Consider the following 23,794-nt stretch of genomic DNA (forward strand, 5'->3'; position numbering starts at 1 on the left):
ACTACATCAACGACTACGGCGTGAACAGCGTCCTCCTCCACATCGCGATCGCCGTCGACCGCGTCGCCCGGGGCATCGGGGACCCCTCCGGCCCCCGCCTCCTCTTCTCCCGCCCGCACTCCGCACGACAGGAACGAGCACCCATGACGCTGTCCACTCCTCAGACCGCCTACGCCTCCGCCAAGCTCCAGGGCACCGGAGTGGGACGCGGGCTGGCCCTCGGGCCGGTCCTGCGCATGCCGGAGCCGCTGCCCGAGCCCGAGGACACCGCCAGCACCCGCAGCGTCGCCCAGGAGGAGGAGCGCGCCGTCTCGTCGCTCTCCGCCACCGCCGCGACGATCCGCCACCGCGGCGAGCGGGCCGGCGGCTCGGCGAAGGACGTCCTCGACGCCCAGGCCCTGATGGCCGAGGACCCGTCCCTCGCGGACGACGTCAAGGCGCGGATCGCCGGGGGCAAGACCGCGGAGCGCGCCGTGCACGAGGCCTTCGCCGGCTTCCGCGACCTGCTCGTGGCGATGGGCGGCTACATGGCCGAGCGCGCGACCGACCTCGACGACGTCTCGCAGCGCGTCGTGGCGCACCTGCGCGGCGTCGCCGCTCCCGGCGTCCCCGAGTCGGACGAGCCGTTCGTGCTCGTCGCCCGTGACCTCGCTCCGGCCGACACGGCGCTGCTCGACCTCGAGAAGGTCCTCGGTCTGATCACCAGCGACGGAGGACCGACCTCGCACACGGCGATCCTCGCCCGGGAGAAGTCGATCACCGCCATCGTCGGCACCACCGGCGCCCTCGACCTGCGGGACGGCCAGCTCGTCATCCTCGACGCCACCTCCGGCGTCGTGACGGTGAACCCCTCGGACGCCGAGATCGGCGCCGCGAAGTCCTCGATCGCCGAGCGCGCCGAGATGCTCGCCGCACCGGTCGTTCCCGGCGCGCTGGCAGACGGCCACGCCGTGCCGCTGCTCGCGAACCTCGGCTCGGCCGACGGCGCTGCGAACGCGGTCGAGCTCGGCGCCGAGGGAGTGGGGCTGTTCCGCACCGAGTTCCTCTTCCTCGACGCGAAGGAGGCGCCCTCGGTCGCCGAGCAGGCGGAGCAGTACACGCGCCTGCTCGCTGCGTTCCCCGGCCGCAAGGTCGTCGTCCGCGCGCTCGACGCCGGCGCCGACAAGCCGCTGAGCTTCCTCAATGACGACCACGAGGAGAACCCGGCCCTCGGTCTCCGCGGACTGCGCGCCCTCCGCGCCAGCGAGCAGATCCTCCGCGACCAGCTCACCGCCCTCGCCCAGGCCGATGCCGCGACCGACGCCGACCTCTGGGTCATGGCGCCGATGGTCGCGACCGTGGACGAGACCCGCTACTTCACCTCGATGGCGCGGGAGCTCGGCATCCGCACCGCCGGAGTGATGGTGGAGGTCCCCTCCTCCGCCCTGCTCGCCGACCGCATCCTCGGAGTCGCGGACTTCGCCTCGATCGGCACCAACGACCTGACCCAGTACACGCTCGCCGCCGACCGCATGCTCGGTACGGTCTCGGCGTTCCAGGACCCGTGGCACCCGGCCGTGCTCCGCCTCGTCGGCGAGGTCGGCCGCGCGGGAGCGGCGCTGGGCAAGCCCGTCGGGATCTGCGGAGAAGCCGCCGCCGACCCGCTGCTCGCCGTGGTCCTCGTCGGCCTCGGCGCCACCACCCTCTCGATGTCGCCGTCGGCTCTCGCCGACGTCCGCGCCGAGCTGGCCGAGCACACCCTCGAGGACGCCAAGCGGTACGCGGAGCTCGCTCTCGCCGCCGACAGCGCCGCCGACGCCCGCTCCGCGGTCACCGAGGCGATCGCCGCCTCCTGATCCCAAATCCCAGCCCCACCCCCCTGCACCACCCCGCCACTCGGGAGCCGGGACGCCTCAGGAGCGTCCCGCCCGCCCGCCCCTAGAAATCGGAGAACACACCACATGACAACGACGTCAGCGACGTCGACGCGCGGTGGAGCGCGCGTCCACGTCCAGCGCTTCGGCACCTTCCTCTCGGGAATGGTCATGCCGAACATCGCGGCCTTCATCGCCTGGGGCTTCATCACGGCCCTCTTCATCCAGACCGGATGGCTCCCGCTCCTCGGCATCGACGCCACCTGGGTCCAGCAGTTCGGCGGCTGGAGCACGGATCCCGACGTGGTCAACACCGGCCTCGTCGCCCCGATGATCACCTACCTCCTCCCGCTCCTCATCGCGAACACCGGCGGCCGCATGGTCTACGGTGCCCGCGGAGGCGTGGTCGGCACCATCGCGACCATGGGCGTCATCGTCGGCGCCGGCATCCCGATGTTCATCGGCGCCATGATCATGGGCCCGCTGTCGGCGTGGCTCATGAAGAAGGTCGACTCGATCTGGGACGGCAAGATCAAGCCCGGCTTCGAGATGCTGGTCAACAACTTCTCCGCCGGAATCCTCGGCCTCCTCCTCGCGCTCCTCGCCTTCGCGGGCGTCGCGCCGCTCGTGGTCGGCCTCTCGACCGCCCTCGGTGCGGGCGTGGAGTTCCTGGTCAACGCGGGCCTGCTCCCGCTGACCTCGCTCTTCATCGAGCCGGCGAAGATCCTCTTCCTGAACAACGCCATCAACCACGGCATCCTCACGCCGCTGGGCGTCCAGCAGGCGGAGGAGGCGGGCAAGTCCTACCTCTTCCTCCTCGAGGCCAACCCCGGCCCCGGCATGGGCGTGCTCCTGGCCTTCGCGTTCTTCGGCGTCGGCGCGGCCCGCGCCTCCGCTCCCGGTGCGGCGATCATCCACTTCATCGGCGGCATCCACGAGATCTACTTCCCGTACGTGCTGATGAAGCCGGCGCTGCTCGCGGCCGTCATCCTCGGCGGTGCGACCGGTGTCGCGACGAACGTCGCGTTCAACTCCGGCCTCCGCGCCCCCGCCTCGCCCGGCTCGATCATCGCGGTGCTCCTGCAGACCGCGAACGACAGCTTCCTCGGCGTCATCCTCTCTGTGATCCTCGCGACCGCCGTGTCGTTCCTGGTGGCCTCGGTCATCATCCGGTCCGGCCGCAAGCGCGACCTGGCCGCGGAGCAGGAGGGCGACGACAAGCTCGCCGCCGCCGTCGCCGCCAACGAGGCGAACAAGGGCAAGGAGAGCGCCGTCGGCTCGCTCATCAACGCCCGCGGCGCCAACGCTCCGCAGGACTCGGCCGGCGCCTCGACCGCGGGAGCCACGGCCACCGCGACCCAGGTCCGGAACATCGTCTTCGCCTGCGACGCCGGCATGGGCTCGTCCGCGATGGGCGCCTCGGTGCTGCGGAACAAGATGAAGAAGGCGGGCTTCGAGGACGTCACGGTCACCAACAAGGCGATCGCCGCTCTCGAGGACGACGTGGACCTGGTCATCACCCAGGCCGAGCTCACGGAGCGCGCCCGCCAGCGCACCCCGGGCGCCATCCACGTCTCCGTGGACAACTTTATGAACAGCCCGAAGTACGACGAGGTCGTCTCGCTGGTCGCGGAGCAGCACGGCAAGTAGTACGCCAACCATTCGGAGGGAACCCGTAGGGTGCGACAGAGCGGACACGCTCCGCTCGCCCCTGCGGGTTCCCTCGCTGTCAGCACCTCCACGGAAGGACGCACCCCATGAGCGACGTGCTCACCATCGGACAGATCGACGCCTCCGGCACCGCCACCACGAAGGAGGCCGCCATCAAGGAGGCCGCCGACATACTGGTCGGCGTCGGCGCGGTCACCCCCGCCTACTACGAGGCCATGCTCGCCCGCGAGGCGACCGTCTCGACCTACATGGGCAACCTGCTCGCCATCCCGCACGGCACCAACGACGCGAAGGACGAGATCCGCTCCTCCGCCCTCTCGTTCGTGCGCTATGCGCAGCCGATCGACTGGGACGGCAACGAGGTGCGCTTCGTCGTCGGCATCGCCGGCGTCGACAATGAGCACCTCGAGATCCTCTCCAAGATCGCGATCATCTTCTCGGAGGAGGACGAGGTGCAGAAGCTCCTCGACGCCCCGGACGCGCAGTCGCTCTACAGCCTGCTGGGCGAGGTCAACTCCTGATGCCCACCGCCGTCCACTTCGGCGCCGGCAACATCGGCCGCGGCTTCGTCGGCCTGATCCTGCACGGCGCCGGCTACGAGCTCGTCTTCGCCGACGTCAACTCCGAGCTGATCGGCCGCCTCGCCGCCGCCGACAGCTACGAGGTGCACGAGGTGGGGGAGGAGGCGGCCACGCACGTCGTCGACCGCTTCCGCGCGATCGACTCGGCCGCCGACGAGGAGGCTCTCGTCCGCGAGATCGCCGCCGCCGACATCGTCACCACGGCCGTCGGCCCGAACATCCTGCGCTTCGTCGCCCCCGTGATCGCGAAGGGCCTCGCCGCCCGCGACGAGTCGGCGCCGCGGCTGGCGGTCATGGCCTGCGAGAACGCGATCAACGCCACGCGCCTCCTGCAGACCGAGGTCGCCGCGAACCTCGGCGCGGACGAGTGGGAGCGCCTGCGCACCCGCGCCGTCTTCGCCGACACCGCGGTGGACCGCATCGTCCCGAACCAGGACCCGGGCCAGGGCCTGGACGTGACGGTGGAGAGCTTCTTCGAGTGGGTCGTCGACCGCACTCCCTTCGAGGGCACCGAGCCGGAGATCCCGGGCGCGACCTGGGTCGACGACCTCGAGCCGTTCATCGAGCGGAAGCTCTTCACCGTGAACACCGGCCACGCGACGGCCGCCTACACCGGCTTCGCGGCCGGAGCGCACAAGCTCTCCGACGCGCTGGCGATGCCCGAGGTGCACGACGCGGTCAAGGCCGCGCTCGAGGACACCAAGGCGCTCATCGTGGCCAAGCACGGCTTCAGTGACGAGGAGCAGCAGGCCTACCTCGAGAAGACGCTGAAGCGCTTCGCGAATCCGTACCTGACCGACACGGTCGACCGGGTGGGACGCCAGCCGCTGCGGAAGCTGTCGCGGCACGAGCGCTTCATCGGACCGGCGGCCGAGCTCGCCGAGCGCGGGCGCACGCCGGAGGGACTGCTCGCCGCGATCGGCGCCGCGCTGCGCTTCGACGTGCCCGAGGACCCCCAGAGCGTGGAGCTCCACGAGAAGCTGGCCGCGCTCAGCCCGGAGGAGTTCGTGGCGGAGGTCACCGGCCTCACGGCCGAGCACCCGCTCTTCGACCGGGTCGTGGCGGTCGTCCGCGGCTAGTCCCGTGGCCGCACGGCGGTGAACGACGACGAGGTCCCCTGCTTCCGGCGGGGGACCTCGTCGTCTGCGGCGGCTCGGGTGGAGCGCTAGAACAGCCGCCAGCGGGTGAGCGGCCAGGCCACGGCGAAGACGCGTCCGGTGACCCTGTCGATCGGCACGGTCTTCACGCACGTGTCGATCGGCCCGCCGGCGCCGCGGCACTCGCCGAGCGAGTCGTTGGAGTTCGACCGGTGGTCGCCCAGGACGAAGAGGGATCCCTCGGGGACGGTGTACTCGTCGAAGCAGCGGAGGGACGCGGGGCTCGTCGTGCAGTCGAGGGTCCCGGGGGTGAAGGGGAAGTCCTCGAACACGTAGGACTCGTCCAGCGGCTTCCCGTCGACCAGCACGTGCCCGTCGGCGTCGCAGCAGGAGACGGTGTGGCCCCCCTCGGCGATCAGCCTCTTGACGAGGAACTCCTCGTGGGAGGGGCCGATGCTGGTGACGTCGCCGAACGTCTTCACGATCTCGGAGAGGGGGCTGCCGGCCTCGTCGCTCGCGCCCCAGTCGGCGTCGCGCGAGAAGACGACGATCTGGCCCTCCTCCGGCCCGCCCTGGAGGGCGAGGGTGCGGTCGACCAGGATGCGGTCGCCGAAGAATCCGCCGCCCTGAAGGGTGTTCTCCATCGAGCCGGTCGGCACCGTGTACACCTTCACGAAGAAGGTCTGCACCAGGGCGATGACCGCGATCGCCGCCAGGATCGTCACCACCGGGTGCGAGTACCAGCTCCGCCTCGCGGTCGCTGACCTCGTCGTGCGCGCCATGTGCTCTCCCTCCGGCTCGACGGAGCCAGCCTAGGCGGCGGCGGACGCGGGGCCCGGCAGGGGGCGCGCGTCGGGCGCGGAGGCGGAGGAGGGGGCGACACGCCCGAGGTGGCGGAACGGCCGCGATTCGCGTAGCATCGACCCTTGGTGTTTTGCGCGTGCTCCGGCATGCCCGCGAACCCCGATCCGGGCTCTCGCCCGGTGGTGGCTCGTCGCGGAAACATTCGCACGACCAGTACACACACTACTTCCGAACGACAGTGAGGCTATGGCCAAAAAAGACGGTGTCATCGAAATCGAAGGTGCGGTTGTCGAGGCGCTCCCCAACGCGATGTTCCGCGTGGAGCTGACCAACGGACACAAAGTTCTCGCCCATATCTCGGGCAAGATGCGTCAGCACTACATCCGGATCCTCCCCGAGGACCGGGTGATCGTGGAGCTGAGCCCCTACGACCTGACCCGCGGCCGGATCGTCTACCGCTACAAGTAGGCGTTCGCTCCGCTGACGTTCGCGACGTGCGTGTCCTGTAAGGAACGGCCCCGGCATCCGCCGGGAGCACGACGCCAGCGAAAACAAGGACAAGAACAATGAAGGTCAACCCCAGCGTCAAGCGCATCTGCGACCACTGCAAGATCATCCGCCGCCACGGCAACGTGATGGTCATCTGCAGCAGCAACCCCCGCCACAAGCAGCGCCAGGGCTAGTCCCGCTGCTTCCGCGAGGGAGCGCAGGGGCGGCGTGCCGCCCCCACTGCACAACTGAACACACCCGCAGCACCAGAAATCGCGCAGCACCCCGGCGACCCCGGGGTGGACGGCGAGGACACCTTCGGTCGGAGGCCGAGGCACCGGTGCTGCTTCACACCTCCACTCACTCACAGGAGAAGCCACAATGGCACGTCTGGCAGGAGTAGACATCCCGCGCGAGAAGCGCGTGGAGGTCGCACTGACCTACATCTACGGTGTCGGCCGCACTCGCGCGCTCAAGACCCTGAGCGACACCGGGATCGACGGCAACATCCGCGTCAAGGACCTCAGCGACGACCAGCTCGTCTCGCTCCGCGACTACATCGAGGGCAACTACAAGGTGGAGGGCGACCTCCGCCGCGAGGTCGCCGCCGACATCCGCCGCAAGGTCGAGATCGGCTCGTACGAGGGCCTCCGCCACCGTCGCGGCCTCCCGGTCCGTGGACAGCGCACCAAGACGAACGCGCGCACCCGCAAGGGACCCAAGCGCACCGTCGCCGGCAAGAAGAAGGCCGGCCGCAAGTAACGCGGGCGACACGGACCTAGAGGAGATACAGAATTGGCTACCCCCAAGTCGGCCGCGCGCAAGCCGCGCCGCAAGGAGAAGAAGAACATCGCTGTGGGCCAGGCCCACATCAAGTCGACGTTCAACAACACCATCGTCTCGATCACCGACCCCTCCGGGGCCGTCATCAGCTGGGCCTCGTCCGGTGGAGTCGGCTTCAAGGGCTCGCGCAAGTCGACGCCGTTCGCCGCCCAGCTCGCCGCCGAGTCGGCCGCGCGCCAGGCTCAGGAGCACGGCATGAAGAAGGTGGACGTCTTCGTGAAGGGCCCCGGCTCGGGTCGTGAGACCGCGATCCGCTCGCTCCAGGCCGCAGGCCTCGAGGTCGGCTCGATCAACGACGTCACCCCGCAGGCGCACAACGGCTGCCGCCCGCCCAAGCGTCGTCGCGTCTAAGCAGCACTCGCAGCCGTCGGCCGGCCGCACGAACCGCCTCCGGGCGGGGAGTGCGGCCGGCCGACGGATCGCGCATTTCTTTCACAACTCCACACCTCGCAAACGCACGTGTCATATAGCGGACACGTGATCGAAAGGAATCATCAGTGCTTATCGCACAGCGTCCGACGCTCACCGAGGAGAACATCTCGGAGTTCCGTTCCCGCTTCGTCATCGAGCCCCTCGAGCCCGGCTTCGGCTACACGCTCGGCAACTCGCTGCGTCGCACCCTGCTGTCCTCCATCCCCGGCGCCGCTGTCACCAGCATCCGGATCGACGGAGTCCTGCACGAGTTCACGACCGTCCCGGGCGTCCGCGAGGACGTCACCGAGATCATCCTGAACATCAAGGGACTCGTCGTCTCCTCCGAGCACGACGAGCCGATCACCGCCTACCTGCGCAAGCAGGGAGCCGGCCAGGTCACCGCCGCGGACATCTCGGCTCCGGCCGGTGTCGAGATCCACAACCCGGAGCTCGTCATCGCCACGCTGAACGACAAGGCGAAGTTCGAGCTCGAGCTCACGATCGAGCGCGGCCGCGGCTACGTCTCGGCGACCCAGAACCGCAGCGAGTTCTCCGAGGCCGGCCAGATCCCGGTCGACTCGATCTACTCGCCCGTGCTGAAGGTCACCTACCGCGTCGAGGCCACCCGTGCCGGCGAGCGCACCGACTTCGACCGCCTGGTCGTGGACGTGGAGACGAAGGCCGCGATCTCGCCGCGCGACGCCATCGCCTCCGCCGGACGCACGCTGACCGAGCTGTTCGGTCTCGCCCGCGAGCTGAACAACGCGGCCGAGGGCATCGAGATCGGCCCCGCGCCGGTCGACGCGGTCCTCTCGACCGAGCTGTCCATGCCCATCGAGGACCTCGACCTCTCGGTGCGCAGCTACAACTGCCTCAAGCGCGAGGGCATCAACAACGTCAATGAGCTCGTCGCCCTCTCGGAGACGCAGCTCATGAACATCCGCAACTTCGGTCAGAAGTCGGTGGATGAGGTCAAGGAGAAGCTGACGGAGCTCGGCCTGTCGCTCAAGGACTCGGTCCCCGGGTTCGACGGCGCCCACTTCTACAGCTACGACGACGAGAGCATCTAGGTCCTCCGCTCCGGAGCCCCGGCTCCTCGCGTCCGACCTGCTGACACCCCTTTAGTACTGGAGTAAACCCATGCCCAAGCCCACCAAGGGCCCCCGCCTCGGAGGCGGACCCGCACACGAGCGCCTGCTGCTGGCGAACCTGGCCGCGGCCCTGTTCACGCACAAGAGCATCAAGACGACCGAGACCAAGGCCAAGCGCCTTCGTCCGCTCGCCGAGCGCCTGGTGACCTTCGCCAAGCGCGGCGACCTGCACGCCCGCCGTCGCGTCCTCGCGACGATCGGCGACAAGTCGGTCGTCCACGAGCTCTTCACCGAGATCGCTCCGCTCGTCGCCGAGCGCGAGGGCGGCTACACCCGCATCACCAAGATCGGCCCCCGCAAGGGAGACAACGCGCCCATGGCCGTGATCGAGCTCGTCCTCGAGCCCGTCACGCCCAAGGCGAAGAAGTCGCGCACCGCCACGGCGCCCGTGTCCGCTCCGGTGGACGAGGCCCCCGCCGAGGAGCCCACTGCCGAGGAGACCCCCGTCGAGGAGGCGCCCGTGCAGGACGCTCCCGTCGAGGACGCCGCGCAGGACGCTCCTGTCGAGGAGACCGGCGCGACCAAGTAGTCACGCCCCCTCTCCCGAGAGCCCTCCGTCCCCTCCGGGGCGGGGGGCTCTCGTCGTTCCACGGGGCCGAGTGGCGCGAATCGTCGCTTAGGATGGCACGGCTGCGCTCGTCGGGTGCGGCCGCGTCACGACCGGCGCTCCCGGGGTCCGCCCCGACGATCCTCGGAGGACTCCTGTGCGACTGCGCTCCTCGGCCGCTGCGGCGCTCCTCGCCCTGGCACTCGCGGGCGGAGTGAGCGGCTGCGCCTCCGGCGAGGTGATCGACGTGCCGGAGTCGGCGGGTCTCGCGAGCACGACCCCCGTGCCGTCGGCCGCACCGACCGTGTCCTCCGTGCCCTCCGTGCCGTCGAGCGAGGGCGTGGACTGCGCGACCGCTCTCCCCGCCTCCCTGGTCGAGCAGGAGGCCGGCTCGACGGCGGGCACCGTGTCGATCACCGCCGCGGGAGACACGTGCTCCTACGCCGTCGACGGCGGCGACCCGGTCGTCGTGCTGACGCTGCACCGCGGGCCCCTCGTCGAGACCTTCACCGGTGCGGGCGAGGCGCTCGGCGCCGTGCCGGTCTCGCTGGGCATGCAGGGCATCGCCTCCGCTCCCTCCGAGCTGGCCGTGCTCGCAGGCGGCTGGGAGGCGCGGATCGTCTCCTCGGTCGGCGAGCAGTCGACGCTGGTCGGCTAGGCGGTCTCGGCCCTGGCGGCCGTCGACGTCCCGCTCGCGGTCGCCTGAGCCGCGACCACGGCGCGCTCTAGACTCGTCTGATGCTCCACCGCGTCCGCCTCGACCTGGCCTACGACGGCTCGCACTTCTCCGGGTGGGCCAAGCAGCCCGGCCTCCGCACCGTGCAGGGGGTGCTCGAGGAGTCGCTCGCCCTGGTGCTGCGCTCCGAGCAGCACCCGACCGTGACGGTCGCCGGGCGCACCGACGTCGGCGTGCACGCCAGCGCCCAGGTCGCCCACGTCGACCTCACCCCCGAGCAGTGGGGCCGCATCAGCACCGGCCGGCGCCGACCGGGGGAGGAGCCGTTCCCGCCCGCGTCGATCCTGGAGCGGCGGCTCCGCGGGATCCTCGGGCAGTACACCGACGTCTCGGTGCACCGGGTGACGGAGGCGCCGGAGGGGTTCGACGCGCGGTTCTCGGCGCGCTGGCGGCGGTACGAGTACCGGCTGGCCGACGCCTCCTCGATGCGCCACCCGCTCGACCGCACGTACACCACCTGGATCACCGACTCCCTCGACCTCGACGCGATGTCGGCCGCGGCCCGCTCGCTCCTGGGCCTGCACGACTACGCGTCGTTCTGCCGTGCCCGCGTAGGGGCCACCACCATCCGGAGCCTGCTCGACTTCACCTGGGAGCGAGACGCCGACGGAGTCCTGCACGCCCACCTGCGCGCGGACGCCTTCTGCCACAGCATGGTGCGGGCCCTCGTGGGGGCGTGCGTCGCGGTCGGCGCCGGGAAGCTCGAGGCGGGGGCGGTCCCGCTGCTCCGCGACGCCGCCAGACGGACCAACGCGTTCGCGGTGATGCCGGCCCGCGGCCTCATCCTCCGCGAGGTCGACTACCCCGAGGACGACGCGCTCGCCGAGCGGGCCCTGCTCACCCGCGCGAAGCGCACCGTGCGGACCGAGGGGCCGGACCCGGAGGACTCGGAGTGAGGCGAGGGCGCGCGCCCACGCCCCGCGACCCGTGGCGGCTCGGGTCGCACCTCCCGCTGCCGGAGCCCCTGCCGCCACGATCCGTGCTTGGCCGCACGAGGGCTTTGCTGTAATGTCGACCCTTGGTGTTTTCGGCCGTGTGCCGAGCGCCCGAAGTTGAGCCCTCCACCGGATCGGTTCGTCCCCCTCGAGGGTCGAACGGCCACGGAGCGGGATCCACGAACACCTCACTCCGACCAGAAAGCAGCACTCACGTGACTCGCACTTTTTCTCCGAAGCCGGCTGACGTCCAGCACGACTGGATCGTCATCGACGCGTCCGACGTCGTGCTCGGCCGTCTCGCCACCCACGCCGCGGCGCTCCTGCGCGGCAAGCACAAGGCCACCTTCGCGCCGCACATGGACATGGGCGACTTCGTCATCATCGTCAACGCGGAGAAGGTCGCCCTCACCGGCCAGAAGCTCCTCCAGAAGAAGGCCTACCGCCACTCCGGCTACCCGGGCGGCCTCTCGGCCACCACGTACGCCGAGCTCCTCGAGAAGAACCCGGTCCGCGCCGTCGAGAAGGCCATCCGCGGCATGCTCCCCAAGAACTCCCTCGGCCGCGCCCAGCTGCGCAAGCTGAAGGTCTACACGGGATCCGAGCACCCCCACGCGGCCCAGCAGCCGCAGGCGTACGCCTTCACCCAGGTCGCCCAGTAGGCTCCGGCCCTCCCCGACACCCCAGACTTCGAAGACAAAGGATCACCTACACCGTGGCGAAGATCGCAGACCAGATCGACGTGGCTCCCGAGAGCTACTCCACCGAAAGCCCGGCCACCGAGGCGTCCACGACGCCCCGCGCCGTCCTCAACGTCTCCGGCGCAGCCGTGGGCCGACGCAAGCAGGCCATCGCCCGCGTGCGCCTCGTCCCCGGCAACGGCGGCATGACCGTCAACGCCCGCGAGTTCGCGGAGTACTTCCCCAACAAGCTGCACCAGCAGCTGATCACCGACCCCTTCAAGGTGCTCGACCTGATCGGCTCCTACGACGTGGTCGCCAAGATCACCGGCGGCGGCCCCTCCGGCCAGGCCGGCGCGCTGCGCCTCGCCATCGCCCGTGCACTCAACGAGATCGACCGCGAGAACAACCGCGCGATCCTGAAGAAGGCGGGCTTCCTGACCCGCGACGCCCGCGTCATCGAGCGCAAGAAGGCCGGTCTCAAGAAGGCCCGCAAGGCGTCCCAGTTCTCGAAGCGCTAGTCGACGCGGCCTGACGGCCGCACGACCAGCAGCTCGAGAAGGGACTGCGCACCATGCCGCGCCTGTTCGGAACAGACGGCGTCCGTGGCCTCGCTAATCGCGAGGTCACGGCCGACCTGGCTCTCGGCCTCGCCCAGGCGGCCGCCCGTGTACTCGGAGCGGCCGCCCGGGCCGAGGGCCGTCGGCCAGTCGCCGTGCTCGCCCGCGACCCCCGCATCTCCGGGCAGTTCATCGGAGCCGCGGTCGCGGCGGGTCTCGCGAGCGCTGGAGTCGACGTGCTCGACGCCGGCGTCATCCCGACGCCCGCCACCGCCTACCTCATCGCCGACGAGAACGCCGACTTCGGCGTGATGATCTCGGCCTCGCACAACCCCGCCGCCGACAACGGCATCAAGTTCTTCGCCGCAGGCGGACGCAAACTCCCGGACGAGCTCGAGAACCGCATCGAAGCGGCCCTCGGAGTCCCCCCGCTCACGCCGACCGGAGCCGACGTCGGCCGCATCACCCGCTTCTCCGACGCGGAGGACCGTTACGTCCTCCACCTGCTCGGATCCCTCGAGGGCACCCGTCTCGACGGCCTGCACGTGGTCATCGACTGCGCGCACGGCGCCGCCGCCGGCATCTCGCCCCAAGTGTTCACCGACGCCGGAGCGACCGTCACCGTCATCGGCAACGACCCCGACGGCCTCAACATCAACGACGGAGTGGGCTCCACCCACCTCGACAACGTCGCCGACGCCGTCCGCGCGGCCGGCGCCGACATCGGCATCGCCCACGACGGCGACGCCGACCGCTGCCTCGCAGTGGACGCGGAGGGCCGCATCGTCGACGGCGACCAGATCATGGCGATCCTCGCGACAGCCATGGCCCGCCGCGGCGCCCTGCGCGACGACGTCCTCGTGGCCACCGTCATGAGCAACCTCGGCCTCAAGCTCGCCATGCGCGCCGCCGGCATCCGCGTCATCGAGACCGCGGTCGGCGACCGCTACGTCCTCGAGGCGATGAACGACGGCGGCTACTCGCTCGGCGGGGAGCAGTCCGGCCACGTCATCATGAGCCGCTACGCCACCACCGGCGACGGGGTGCTCACCGGCCTCCAGCTCGCGGCCGAGATGGCCCGGACCGGACGCACGATCGCCGACCTGGCCGCAGTCATGTCCGTCTTCCCGCAGACCCTCCTCAACGTGCGCGGCGTCGACCGCGAGGGCGTCCGCGACGACGAGGTCATCGCCTCCGCCGTCGCCGACGCCACCGCCGAGCTCGGCAGCGACGGCCGCGTGCTCCTGCGCCCCTCCGGCACCGAGCCGATGGTGCGCGTCATGGTCGAGGCGAAGACGCAGGAGACGGCCGACCGCCTCGCCGAATCGCTCGCCGCGGTCGTGCTCGAGCGGCTGCGTTCTTAAGGAGCCGCTCCCTGCGCGGCTCCTCGCGGTCGGCTTGGGGAGGTGGTCGCGATGGGTGGAGCGGGGTGCGTTCGCCGCGGGTGAATCGCTTGGCACGCGATTCCCACGACGGCTCGTGGGTTGGGCCGCTCCCTGCGCGGCTCCTCGCGGTCGGCTTCGCGAGGTGGTTGCGATGGGTGGAGCGGGGCGCGTTCGCCGCGGGTGAATCGCTTGGCACGCGGCTGTGTTCGTTGCGGGGCCGCTCCCTGCGCGGCCCCTCGCGGTCGGCTTCGCGAGGTGGTTGCGATGGGTGGAGCGGGGCGCGTTCGCCGCGGGTGAATCGCTTGGCACGCGATTCCCACGACGGCGGTGTTCGTTGCGGGGCCGCTCCCTGCGCGGCCCTTCGCGGTCGGCTTGTGGAGGTGGTCGCGCTGGGTTGAGCGGGTCGCGGTCGCCGCGCGTGAATCGCTTGGCACGCGATTCTCGCTGACGGCTGTGTTCGTTGGTGGGCTGCTACTTGCGCGGCCCCTCGCGGTCGGCTTCGCGAGGGGGTTGCGCGGGCGGAGCGTGTCGCGGTCGCCGCGCGGGAATCGCTTGGCACGCGATTCCCACGACGGCTGTGTTCGTTGAGGGGCCGCTCCCTGCGCGGCCCCTCGCGGTCGGCTTCGCGAGGTGGTTGCGATGGGTAGAGCGGGGCGCGTTCGCCGCGCGTGAATCGCTTGGCACGCGATTCCCGCCGACGGCTCGCGGGTGGTCCCGAGCCTGCACCGATCCTGCGGTGGAGGGGTTCGAGGAGGTCGGTGGCTGCGCGGTGCGCGCGGCGGCGAACAGCGACCGGGGGCGCGGTCAGATCTTGCGGAGGAGGACCGAGGAGACCGTGTGATCGGCCTGCTTGCGGAGGACCAGGCTTGCGCGGGAGCGGGTGGGGCGCACGTTCTGCAGCAGGTTCGGCTCGTTGATCGCGGCCCAGATGCTCCGCGCGCGCTCACGGGCCTCGTCCGGACTGAGCGCCGCGTAGCGGTGGAAGTAGGAGTTCGGATTCGCGAACGCGCCCTGCTGCAGGGTGAGGAAGCGCTCCTCGTACCAGCGCGCGATGTCGCTGGTCCGGGCGTCGACGTAGACGGTGAAGTCGAACAGGTCGCTGACCGCCAGGCCGTGACCGGGCACCGGCGGCTGCAGCACGTTCAGGCCCTCGACGATCAGCACGTCCGGCCGCCGCACGACGATCTCGGCGTCGGGGACGATGTCGTAGGAGAGGTGCGAGTAGAACGGCGCGCGCACCTCCGCGGCCCCGCCCTTCACCTCCGAGACGAAGCGCAGCAGCGCCCGCCGGTCGTACGACTCGGGGAAACCCTTGCGGCTCATCAGACCGCGGCGCTCCAGCTCGCGGTTGGGCAGCAGGAAGCCGTCGGTGGTCACCAGCTCGACGCGGGGCGTGTCCTCCCAGCGGGCGAGCAGCTCCCGCAGCAGGCGCGCGATCGTCGACTTGCCCACCGCGACCGACCCCGCGACGCCGATCACGAACGGAGTCGGCTGCGCGCGCTCCCCGAGGAACGTGCTCGTCGCGCGGTGCAGGTGCCGCGCGCCACCGGCGTACAGGCTCAGCAGGCGCGAGAGCGGCAGGTAGACCTCCGCGACCTCGGTCAGGCTCAGCCGGTCGCCCAGCCCCCGCAGCTGCACGACCTCGGTCTCCGACAGCGGCAGCTCCGTGGTGCGGGCGAGCTCGGCCCAGTCGGAGCGGACGATCTCGACGAAGGGGGAGGGGTGCGCGTCGCGAGCGGGATCGCGAGGAGACGACGGCATGGGGACCGATCCTAGCGTCCGCCCCGCCGGGTGCCCGACGCCGCGGGAGGCGCCTCCGCGCCGCTTAGAATCGAGCGCATGTGTGGAATCGTTGGATACGTCGGTGAGCGCGACAGCCTGGCCGTGCTGCTCGGGGGCCTGAAGCGTCTGGAGTACCGCGGCTACGACTCGGCCGGCGTGGCCGTGATCGACGCCGACGGGCAGCTCGACAGCCGCAAGCGCTCGGGCAAGCTCAGCGTCCTCGTCGACGACCTCGAAGCGCACCCGCTGGCCGAGGGCACCACGGGCATCGGCCACACCCGCTGGGCGACGCACGGCGGCCCGACCGACCGCAACGCCCACCCCCACCTCGCGGACGAGGGCAGGCTCGCCGTCATCCACAACGGCATCATCGAGAACTTCCAGCCGCTCAAGGAGCAGCTGCTCGCCGAGGGCGCCGTCTTCGAGAGCGAGACCGACACCGAGGTCGCCGCGCACCTGATCGCCCGCGAGTACCGCCGCACCGGCGACCTCGTGCTCGCCTTCCAGGCCGTCGTCGCGCACCTCGAGGGCGCGTTCACCCTGCTCGCCCTGCACCAGGACCAGCCCGGCGTGGTCGTCGGCGCGCGCCGCAACTCGCCGCTCGTGATCGGCCTGGGCGACGGGGAGAACTTCCTCGGCTCCGACGTCGCGGCGTTCGTCGAGTTCACCCGCCGCGCGGTCGCCATCGGCCAGGACCAGATCGTCACGATCACCCCGGAGCTCGTCACGGTGACCGACTTCTTCGGCAACCCCGTCGAGACCGAGCCGTTCGAGATCGCCTGGGACGCGTCGGCGTCCGAGAAGGGCGGCTGGTCGAGCTTCATGGCCAAGGAGATCACCGAGGGCCCCGAGGCCGTCGCGAACACGCTCCGCGGCCGCATCCACGAGGGCGCGATCACGCTGCCGGAGCTCGACGCGCTCGGCCCGGTGCTGACGGAGATCGACCGCATCACGATCATCGCCTGCGGCACGGCCGCCTACTCGGGCATGGTCGCCAAGTACGCGATCGAGAAGTGGGCGCGCGTCCCCGTCGAGGTCGAGCTCAGCCACGAGTTCCGCTACCGCGACCCGGTGCTCACCCCGCGCACCCTCGTCGTCTCGATCAGCCAGTCCGGCGAGACGATGGACACGCTGATGGCGGTCAAGTACGCCCGCGAGCACGGCGCCAAGACGCTCTCGGTCTGCAACACCCAGGGCGCGACGATCCCGCGCGAGTCGGACGCCGTGCTCTACACGCACGCGGGCCCGGAGGTGGCGGTCGCCTCGACCAAGGCCTTCGTCGCTCAGATCGCGGCGCTCTACCTCTTCGGGCTGCACCTGGCCGCGGTGCGCGGTGCCGCCTCCACCGAGCTCGTCGCCTCGCAGGCGGCTCAGCTCGCCGCGATCCCGGAGAAGCTCTCCCGCGTGCTCGACGCCTCCGACGACATCGCCCAGCTGGCCGGCTGGATGGCCGACACCCGTGCGGTGCTGTTCCTCGGCCGCCACGTCGGCTACCCGGTGGCGCTCGAGGGCGCGCTGAAGCTCAAGGAGCTCGCCTACATCCACGCCGAGGGCTTCGCGGCGGGCGAGCTCAAGCACGGCCCGATCGCACTGATCGAGCCGGGCCAGGTCGTCTTCGTGATCGTGCCGAGCCCGAGCGAGTCGTACGAGCTGCAGCGCAAGGTGATCTCGAACATCCAGGAGATCAAGGCCCGCGGCGCCCGCGTCATCGCGATCGCGGAGCAGGGCGACACGGCCGCGATCCAGATCGCCGACGAGGTCGTGCCGATCCCGCTCGCCGACCCGCTGTTCGAGCCGCTGCTCGCCGTCACCCCGTTGCAGATGTTCGCGATGGAGCTCGCCGCCGCCAAGGGCCTCGACGTCGACCAGCCGCGCAATCTCGCCAAGTCGGTCACGGTCGAGTGATCGAGCCGTGATCGTGGGGATCGGGGTGGACGTCGTGGACCTCGCGCGCTTCGAGCGCTCGCTGACGCGCACGCCCCGGCTCCGCGACCGGCTGTTCGCCGAGAGCGAACGCTCGCTCCCCGTCGCCTCGCTGGCGGGCCGCTTCGCCGCCAAGGAGGCGCTGATCAAGGCGCTCGGCGACTCCGTGGGCGCCCGCTGGCACGACATGGTCGTCGAGCGGGACGAGCACGGGAATCCGTCCTTCGCGCTGCACGGCCCGGCCCGGGCGGCCGCGGAGGCGCGCGGGATCACGCGCGTGCACCTCTCGATGACGCACGACGCGGGCGTAGCCTGCGCGTTCGTGGTGGCAGAGTCGTGAGCGTCCCCGCGTCGTACCGAGAGGCGGTGATCGACGTCGACGCGATGGCGGCGAACGCCGCGCGTCTGCGCGAGCTCACCGGCGCCCGCCGGCTGATGGCCGTCGTCAAGGCCAACGGCTACGGGCACGGCGCCCTGGCCGCGGCGCAGGCGGCGCTCGACGGCGGCGCGGACGCCCTCGGCACCGCGGAGCTGCGGGAGGCCGTGGCCCTGCGCGAGGCAGGCGTCGTCGCTCCGATCCTCTGCTGGCTGCACGACCCCGGCGAGGACTTCGACGCGGCGCTCGAGCACTCGATCGACGTCGCCGTCTCCTCGGTCGACCAGCTCGACACGCTCGCGCAGTCGGCGGAGGACCGCGGCGTGCGCGCGGCCGTGCAGCTCAAGGTCGACACGGGCCTCAGTCGCAACGGCGCCGCGGAGGAGGAGTGGCCGCACCTGGCGGAGGCGCTCGCCCGTCACAGCGCTCGCGGCACCGTCCACCTCACCGGGCTGTTCTCGCACCTGTCCAACACCTCGCGCGAGGACGACCTCGCCCAGCTCGCGCTCCTCCGCCGCGCCGAGGCCGTGCTGGCGGCGCACGGGGTGCAGGCGCCGGTCCTGCACCTCGCGGCGACGGCGGCGGCGCTGCGCCTCCCGGAGGCCCGCCTCGACATGGTGCGCAGCGGCATCGCCCTCTACGGACTCTCGCCGTTCGAGGACGAGACCTCGCTCCAGCTCGGGCTCGTCCCGGCGATGACGCTGCAGGGCCGCGTCGCCGGCGTCCGCCGGGTGCCCCACGGGACCGGCGTGAGCTACGACTACACCTGGCGGGCCGAGGGCGGGACGACCCTCGCGCTCGTGCCGTTCGGCTACGCGGACGGCATCCCGCGGAGCGCCTCCGGCGTCGCGGAGGTCTCGATCGGCGGCCGCCGCCACCGGATCGCCGGGCGGGTCGCGATGGACCAGTTCGTCGTCGACGTGGGGGATGCGAGCGTCGCGACGGGCGACCCGGTGACGCTCTGGGGCGACCCGACGACCGGCGTCCCCTCGGTAGACGAGTGGGCGCGGTGGTGCGGCACCATCAACTACGAGCTGGTCACCCGGCTCGGGCCGCGGGTCCAGCGGCGGCTGCTGAGCGCGGCGGACGGCCGTGCCTGAGCGCTCCTGGTTCGCGGACCGCGTCGTCGAGGTCGCCGATCCGGAGGCCATGGCGGAGCTCGGCCGCGAGCTCGGCCGAGTGCTGCGCGCCGGCGACCTGCTGGTGCTGACCGGGCCGCTCGGCGCGGGCAAGACGACCTTCACGCGCGGGCTCGGCGAGGGCCTCGACGTGCGGGGTCCCGTGACGAGCCCCACCTTCGTGATCGCGCGGACGCACCCGCCGCTGCACGACGGGCCGCCGCTCGTGCACGTCGACGCCTACCGCGTGGGCTCGCCGGTCGAGCTCGACGACCTCGACCTCGATCCGGCGCGCTCGGTGGTCGTCGTGGAGTGGGGCGCCGGGATGCTGGACGGCGTCGCGGAGTCCTGGCTCGACGTGGTCATCGAGCGGCCGACCGCCGGCTCCGACGCCGAGGAGGGCGAGGAGCCGATCGAGCCGCGGACCGTCCGCTTCCGCGGCACCGGCTGGAGCTGAGCCCGCGGGTACCCTGGACGCGTGCTCCTCGCGATCGACACCTCCTCCGGAACCTCCGTCGCCGTCGTCGACTCCGCGGGCGCCGTGCGCTCGGAGCGCACCGAGACCGACACCATGCGCCACGCGGAGGTGGTCGGCCGGCTGATCCAGGAGGCGCTCGAGGCGGCGGACGTGGCTCCCGGGGGCATCGAGGCGGTCGCCGTGGGCATGGGCCCCGGCCCCTTCACCGGCCTCCGGGTCGGGATCGCCGCCGCCCGGGCTTTCGCGCTCGGCCGCGGCGTCCCCACCCTCCCCGTGGTCTCGCACGACGCGATCGCTCTCGCCGCGCTGCGGCACGGGCGCGCCGCGGGCTTCCTCGTCGTCACCGACGCCCGCCGCCGAGAGCTGTACTGGAGCGCCTACGACGGGCTCGACGATCAGGGGCTCCCCGTCCGCCTCGCCGGCCCGGGCCTGGACAAGCCGCCTGCCCTCCCGCATCCGGAGCTCCCGCGCCTGGAGGCCGAGTCGGTCTCCGCCGGCGAGCTCGGAGTCGTGGCTGCCCGCCTGCGCGCGGCCGGTCGGCCCGGTGCCGCGGACGAGCCCCTCTACCTCCGCTCGCCCGACGTCACGCTGTCGGCCGGCCCCAAGCGGGTGACCGCATGAGCGAGGCCGTGCTCCGCGACGCGCAGGCGGACGACCTCGACGCCGTCATGGCGATCGAGGAGTCCGAGTTCGCCGGCGACGCCTGGTCGCGCGGGATGATGGCGGAGGAGATCCGGAGCCGTCACACCCGGTACCTGGTCGCCGAGCAGGACGGCGAGGTGGTCGGCTACGCCGGGCTCCTCTGCCCCGTCGGCGCTCACGAGGGCGACGTGCAGACGATCGCGGTCGTCGCCCGGGTCCGCCGCACCGGCCTCGGCCGTCGACTGCTGCGCGCGCTCCTCGAGGCGGCCCGCGAGCGAGGCGCCCGCGAGGTCTTCCTCGAGGTCCGCGCCGACAACCCCGCCGCGCAGACCCTCTACCGCTCGGAGGGCTTCGAGGAGATCGGCGTCCGCCCCGCCTACTACCAGCCCGACGGAGTGGACGCGATCGTGATGCGCCTGCCGCCGACCCCGACCCAGGAGACCCCGTGAGCACCGGACCCCTCGTCCTCGGCATCGAGACCAGCTGCGACGAGACGGGGATCGGCATCGTCCGCGGCACGACGCTGCTCTCGAACACCATCGCCTCCTCGATGGAGGAGCACGCCCGCTACGGCGGCGTCGTGCCCGAGGTGGCCGCCCGGGCGCACCTGGAGGCGCTCGAGCCCGCCCTGCACGCGGCGCTCTCCGAGGCCGGTGTCGCGCTCGGCGACCTGGACGCGATCGCGGTCACCAGCGGACCGGGGCTCTCGGGCGCCCTCATGGTCGGCGTCGGAGCGGCGAAGGCGCTCGCCGTCTCGCTCGGCCTGCCGCTCTACGCCGTGAACCACCTCGTCGGCCACGTGGGAGCCGACGTCCTCCGGGCCGACGGCAGCGAGGGCAGCCCCGTCGAGGTGCCGACGATCGCGCTGCTGGTCTCGGGCGGGCACACCTCGCTCCTGCACGTGCGCGATCTGGTGTCGGATGTCGAGCTGCTCGGCGAGACCATCGACGACGCCGCCGGCGAGGCCTTCGACAAGGTGGCGCGAGTCCTGGGCCTGCCCTATCCGGGCGGACCGCAGATCGACCGGGTGGCGGCGGACGGGGACCCGAAGGCGATCCGCTTCCCCCGCGGGCTCAGCCTGCCGAAGGACCTCGAGCGCCACCGCTACGACTTCTCGTTCTCAGGGCTGAAGACCGCGGTCGCCCGCTGGGTCGAGAAGCGCCAGGACGCGGGGGAGGAGGTGCCCGTGGCCGACGTCGCGGCGAGCTTCCGCGAGGCGGTCGCCGACGTCCTGCTCACGAAGGCGCTCGCCGCCTGCCGCGACCGGGGCGTGCCGCGCCTCCTGCTCGGCGGCGGCGTGGTCGCCAACGCCCGGGTGCGCGCGCTGGCGGAGGAGCGGTGCGCGGCCGCGGGAGTGACCCTGCGGATCCCGGCGCTCTCGCTCTGCACCGACAACGGCGCGATGATCGCCGCACTGGCGGCGCAGCTGATCGAGGCGGGGCATCCGCCGTCGGGGCTCGGCTTCGGGGCCGACTCGACCCTCCCGGTCACCGAGATCCAGGTCCGCTGAGGCCTCTACCGGGCGGCGGCCGGGCCGCGCAAGCGCCGTCCAGCTTTTTGACAGGCGGATCGTGCCACTGCCACTCTTGGCCGCATCTGCTCGTTCCTGACCCTGGGGGATTCCATGACCACTCCGTACACGCCCGCGTCCGACCGCTACAACATCCTGGCGATCATCGGCTTCATCGCCTCGTTCTTCGTCTCCATCGTGGGCATCGTGCTGGGCTTCATCGCCCTGTCGCAGATCAAGCGCACGGGGGAGAAGGGCCGCGGCCTCGCCCTCGCCGCCGTCATCATCGGCTTCGTCGCGATCATCATCACCATCATCTCGTTCGTCGCGCTCTTCTCGATCGCGGCGACCATGCCCTCGACCGGGTACTGATCGACACGCCTCCGAGGCTCGGGGGCGCCCGCACCACCAGGAGGACACCGTGACCGACGACACCGCGCCCGGACCGCAGACCGGACCGGCGCCCGCGCCGTTCGCCCCTCCGCTCGGCGAGCCGTCGGCGGCCTACCCGCCGCCGACGGCCGCCGCCGATCCCTACCCCGGTCTCCCGCCCCGCCGCCCGCCGATGAATCCGCTCGCGGTCGCGGCTCTGGTGTGCGGACTGCTGGGGCTGGCGCCCGCCGCCATCGTCCTCGGCCACATCGGCTTCGCCCAGGCCCGACGCTCCGGACAGCGCGGCCGCGGTCTCGCGGTCGCCGGCTTCGTGCTGGGCTACCTCGCGATCGTCCTCGCGGTGATCGCCTACCTCGCCTGGACGGCCTTCGTCGGCGACCTGCGCGACGGCGGCTACCTGCCCGCGTGAGCGGACGGAACCCCTCCGCCGCCGCCCGGGTGCTGGCTAGACTCGCGCTATGAGCGACGACAGCACCCGTCCCGGCCCCGGCTCCGACGAGCAGCACGGCTCCGTCCCGGTCCCGCCGGCCACTCCCCCGTCCTCGTCGCCGCGGTGCTCACCCAGGCGAGGCTCCGGCAGAAGGCGGAGGCGAAGTTCGGAGAGTTCGCCCGCTCGATGCTCTTCACGGACACGGGACTCGAGCAGGCGACGCGGCTGCGCGTCGCCGCCCTGCACGCCGGCCGGTTCGCCGCGGCGGGAGCGGCGCGCGTCGCCGACCTCGGCAGCGGGATCGGCGGCGACGCCCTCGCGATGGCCGCGATCGACCTGGCGGTCACCGCCGTCGAGGCCGACGAGGTCACCGCGACCCTGGCCAGCTTCAACCTCGCCCCGTTCCCCGCGGCGAGCGCCGTGCACTCGACGGCCGAGGCCTTCGACCTCGACGGCTTCGACGCCGTCTACCTGGACCCGGCACGCCGCACGGCGGGCCACCGCGAGACCCGCCGGCTCGACGATCCGGACGACTACTCCCCCTCGCTCGACTTCGCGTTCGGCCTGGCCGAGCATCGTCCCGTGGGCGTGAAGGTGGGTCCCGGCTTCGACCGCGAGCGCCTGCCGCGGGACGCCGAGGCGCAGTGGGTCTCGGTCGACGGGGAGCTGGTCGAGACCGGGCTCTGGTTCGGTTCTCTGGCGCGCCCGGGCGTGCGCCGCTCCGCTCTGCTGCTCGGCGCGACCGGCTCCTCCGAGCTCACCGCGGCGGGCGACAGCGAGGACGAGGAGGTCGGCCCCCTCGGCGCGTTCGTGCACGAGCCGGACGGTTCCGCAATCCGCGCGCGCCTTCTAGGCGAGCTCGCGCGCTCCAGCGACTCGCGGATGCTCTCGCCCGGCATCGCCTACCTGACCGGCGACCATGCGGCCGCCTCGCCCTTCCTCCGCAGCTTCCGAGTCCTCGCCGAGCTGCCGCTGGACGAGCGCACGCTGGCGAAAGAGCTGCGCACCCGCGGCATCGGCGTGCTCGAGATCAAGAAGCGCGGGGTGGACGTCGACCCCGCCCGCTTCCGCAAGCGGCTGGGCCTCTCCGGCACCGGCAGCGCGGTGCTGATCCTGACGCGGATCGCCGGGCGCCACCGCGCGCTGCTCGCGGAGCGCGTCGAGCGGCCCGCGCCGGCTCAGTAGCCGGAGGTGCCGGCGGCGAGGGCGACCACGACGAAGACGAGGAAGACCGCCAGGTAGATCAGCGAGACGGCGATGCCGGCGAACCCGGTGATGATCGCGGTCAGCGCGAAGCCGCGCGCGGTGGTCGTCGTGGAGTGGGGCGCCGGGATGCTGGACGGCGTCGCGGAGTCCTGGCTCGACGTGGTCATCGAGCGGCCGACCGCCGGCTCCG

General features: G+C 71.9%; 27 protein-coding genes and 1 pseudogene. 25 read left to right on the forward strand and 3 right to left on the reverse strand.

Features of this window, described 5'->3' with window-relative positions; genetic code table 11:
* Positions 1-236: 236 nt before the first annotated feature.
* From ptsP to C5C33_RS15535, 4 genes are all read left to right on the forward strand, one after another.
* Positions 237-1,835: a phosphoenolpyruvate--protein phosphotransferase gene (ptsP, locus tag C5C33_RS15520; protein ID WP_258069271.1), complete on the forward strand. Its 1,599-nt coding sequence runs from the start codon at positions 237-239 to the stop codon at positions 1,833-1,835.
* A 105-nt stretch (positions 1,836-1,940) separates the two neighbouring features.
* Entirely contained in the window at positions 1,941-3,503 is a 1,563-nt protein-coding gene (locus tag C5C33_RS15525) for a PTS mannitol transporter subunit IICB (RefSeq protein ID WP_104224995.1), read from the forward strand.
* A gap of 107 nt (positions 3,504-3,610) precedes the next feature.
* A complete protein-coding gene (locus C5C33_RS15530; RefSeq protein WP_104261552.1) occupies positions 3,611-4,045 on the forward strand; it encodes a PTS sugar transporter subunit IIA in 435 nt (144 codons plus the stop codon).
* A complete protein-coding gene (locus tag C5C33_RS15535; protein WP_104261553.1) occupies positions 4,045-5,184 on the forward strand; it encodes a mannitol-1-phosphate 5-dehydrogenase in 1,140 nt (379 codons plus the stop codon). Before C5C33_RS15530 ends, C5C33_RS15535 begins: the two co-directional genes overlap by 1 nt.
* 86 nt (positions 5,185-5,270) lie before the next feature.
* On the opposite strand, the gene lepB is transcribed toward C5C33_RS15535, so the two are convergent.
* A complete protein-coding gene (gene lepB, locus C5C33_RS15540) occupies positions 5,271-5,984 on the reverse strand; it encodes a signal peptidase I (protein ID WP_104251134.1) in 714 nt (237 codons plus the stop codon).
* A gap of 268 nt (positions 5,985-6,252) precedes the next feature.
* On the opposite strand from lepB, the gene infA reads away from it, so the two are divergent.
* The 11 genes from infA (at position 6,253) to glmM (ending at position 13,725) form a co-directional block, all read left to right on the forward strand.
* A complete protein-coding gene (infA, locus tag C5C33_RS15545) occupies positions 6,253-6,474 on the forward strand; it encodes a translation initiation factor IF-1 (RefSeq protein WP_022883252.1) in 222 nt (73 codons plus the stop codon).
* Positions 6,475-6,572: 98 nt separating this feature from the next.
* Positions 6,573-6,689, forward strand: coding sequence for a 50S ribosomal protein L36 (gene rpmJ, locus C5C33_RS15550; protein WP_055787164.1), 117 nt, complete (start codon positions 6,573-6,575; stop codon positions 6,687-6,689).
* Between the two features lie 187 nt (positions 6,690-6,876).
* Positions 6,877-7,257, forward strand: a complete 381-nt coding sequence (rpsM, locus tag C5C33_RS15555) for a 30S ribosomal protein S13 (protein WP_068251511.1) — start codon at positions 6,877-6,879, stop codon at positions 7,255-7,257.
* Positions 7,258-7,290: 33 nt separating this feature from the next.
* Positions 7,291-7,689: a 30S ribosomal protein S11 gene (gene rpsK, locus C5C33_RS15560; protein ID WP_055787170.1), complete on the forward strand. Its 399-nt coding sequence runs from the start codon at positions 7,291-7,293 to the stop codon at positions 7,687-7,689.
* Positions 7,690-7,835: 146 nt separating this feature from the next.
* On the forward strand, positions 7,836-8,822 hold the full coding sequence (locus C5C33_RS15565; RefSeq protein ID WP_104224999.1) for a DNA-directed RNA polymerase subunit alpha: 987 nt from the start codon (positions 7,836-7,838) through the stop codon (positions 8,820-8,822).
* A gap of 70 nt (positions 8,823-8,892) precedes the next feature.
* Entirely contained in the window at positions 8,893-9,432 is a 540-nt protein-coding gene (gene rplQ, locus C5C33_RS15570; RefSeq protein WP_104251133.1) for a 50S ribosomal protein L17, read from the forward strand.
* 175 nt (positions 9,433-9,607) lie between these two features.
* A complete protein-coding gene (locus tag C5C33_RS15575; RefSeq protein WP_104261554.1) occupies positions 9,608-10,108 on the forward strand; it encodes a hypothetical protein in 501 nt (166 codons plus the stop codon).
* Between the two features lie 80 nt (positions 10,109-10,188).
* Positions 10,189-11,082 (forward strand): tRNA pseudouridine(38-40) synthase TruA, encoded by an 894-nt coding sequence (locus C5C33_RS15580; RefSeq protein ID WP_104261555.1) that lies wholly within the window; start codon positions 10,189-10,191, stop codon positions 11,080-11,082.
* Between the two features lie 254 nt (positions 11,083-11,336).
* Complete coding sequence (rplM, locus tag C5C33_RS15585; RefSeq protein ID WP_104225003.1) at positions 11,337-11,783, forward strand: 50S ribosomal protein L13; 447 nt, start codon at positions 11,337-11,339, stop codon at positions 11,781-11,783.
* Positions 11,784-11,836: 53 nt separating this feature from the next.
* Positions 11,837-12,322, forward strand: a complete 486-nt coding sequence (gene rpsI, locus C5C33_RS15590; RefSeq protein WP_104225004.1) for a 30S ribosomal protein S9 — start codon at positions 11,837-11,839, stop codon at positions 12,320-12,322.
* Between the two features lie 53 nt (positions 12,323-12,375).
* A complete protein-coding gene (glmM, locus tag C5C33_RS15595) occupies positions 12,376-13,725 on the forward strand; it encodes a phosphoglucosamine mutase (RefSeq protein ID WP_104248196.1) in 1,350 nt (449 codons plus the stop codon).
* A gap of 825 nt (positions 13,726-14,550) precedes the next feature.
* On the opposite strand, the gene coaA is transcribed toward glmM, so the two are convergent.
* Entirely contained in the window at positions 14,551-15,507 is a 957-nt protein-coding gene (gene coaA / locus C5C33_RS15600) for a type I pantothenate kinase (RefSeq protein WP_104234153.1), read from the reverse strand.
* A 78-nt stretch (positions 15,508-15,585) separates the two neighbouring features.
* Here coaA and glmS point away from each other — a divergent pair, with 78 nt between their 5' ends.
* The 10 genes and pseudogenes from glmS to C5C33_RS15650 all read left to right on the forward strand — a co-directional run.
* Positions 15,586-17,433 carry a glutamine--fructose-6-phosphate transaminase (isomerizing) gene (gene glmS / locus C5C33_RS15605; protein ID WP_104227413.1) on the forward strand — a complete coding sequence of 616 codons (1,848 nt, stop codon included), beginning with the start codon at positions 15,586-15,588 and terminating at the stop codon, positions 17,431-17,433.
* A 7-nt stretch (positions 17,434-17,440) separates the two neighbouring features.
* Positions 17,441-17,791, forward strand: coding sequence for a holo-ACP synthase (locus C5C33_RS15610; protein WP_104225009.1), 351 nt, complete (start codon positions 17,441-17,443; stop codon positions 17,789-17,791).
* Positions 17,792-17,817: 26 nt separating this feature from the next.
* Positions 17,818-18,927 carry an alanine racemase gene (alr, locus tag C5C33_RS15615; RefSeq protein ID WP_258064185.1) on the forward strand — a complete coding sequence of 370 codons (1,110 nt, stop codon included), beginning with the start codon at positions 17,818-17,820 and terminating at the stop codon, positions 18,925-18,927.
* 49 nt (positions 18,928-18,976) lie between these two features.
* Positions 18,977-19,402 carry a tRNA (adenosine(37)-N6)-threonylcarbamoyltransferase complex ATPase subunit type 1 TsaE gene (gene tsaE, locus C5C33_RS15620; RefSeq protein ID WP_104225016.1) on the forward strand — a complete coding sequence of 142 codons (426 nt, stop codon included), beginning with the start codon at positions 18,977-18,979 and terminating at the stop codon, positions 19,400-19,402.
* 21 nt (positions 19,403-19,423) lie between these two features.
* Complete coding sequence (gene tsaB, locus C5C33_RS15625) at positions 19,424-20,044, forward strand: tRNA (adenosine(37)-N6)-threonylcarbamoyltransferase complex dimerization subunit type 1 TsaB (RefSeq protein ID WP_104225011.1); 621 nt, start codon at positions 19,424-19,426, stop codon at positions 20,042-20,044.
* A complete protein-coding gene (gene rimI / locus C5C33_RS15630; protein ID WP_104234156.1) occupies positions 20,041-20,514 on the forward strand; it encodes a ribosomal protein S18-alanine N-acetyltransferase in 474 nt (157 codons plus the stop codon). The genes tsaB and rimI overlap by 4 nt, the downstream gene beginning before the upstream one ends.
* A complete protein-coding gene (gene tsaD / locus C5C33_RS15635) occupies positions 20,511-21,575 on the forward strand; it encodes a tRNA (adenosine(37)-N6)-threonylcarbamoyltransferase complex transferase subunit TsaD (RefSeq protein WP_104225013.1) in 1,065 nt (354 codons plus the stop codon). Before rimI ends, tsaD begins: the two co-directional genes overlap by 4 nt.
* Before the next feature lie 114 nt (positions 21,576-21,689).
* Complete coding sequence (locus tag C5C33_RS15640) at positions 21,690-21,947, forward strand: DUF4190 domain-containing protein (protein WP_104225014.1); 258 nt, start codon at positions 21,690-21,692, stop codon at positions 21,945-21,947.
* Positions 21,948-21,996: 49 nt separating this feature from the next.
* Positions 21,997-22,377, forward strand: a complete 381-nt coding sequence (locus C5C33_RS15645) for a DUF4190 domain-containing protein (RefSeq protein WP_104234159.1) — start codon at positions 21,997-21,999, stop codon at positions 22,375-22,377.
* 90 nt (positions 22,378-22,467) lie between these two features.
* Positions 22,468-23,583, forward strand: a pseudogene (locus C5C33_RS15650) (SAM-dependent methyltransferase); the annotation flags it as partial.
* Here the strand turns inward: C5C33_RS15650 and C5C33_RS18680 are convergent.
* Positions 23,577-23,794 (reverse strand): hypothetical protein (locus tag C5C33_RS18680; RefSeq protein WP_219814956.1); only part of this gene is annotated, 218 nt, incomplete at its 5' end. The pseudogene C5C33_RS15650 and the gene C5C33_RS18680 overlap by 7 nt on opposite strands.

It is taken from the genome of Rathayibacter sp. AY1H3 (assembly GCF_002932015.1).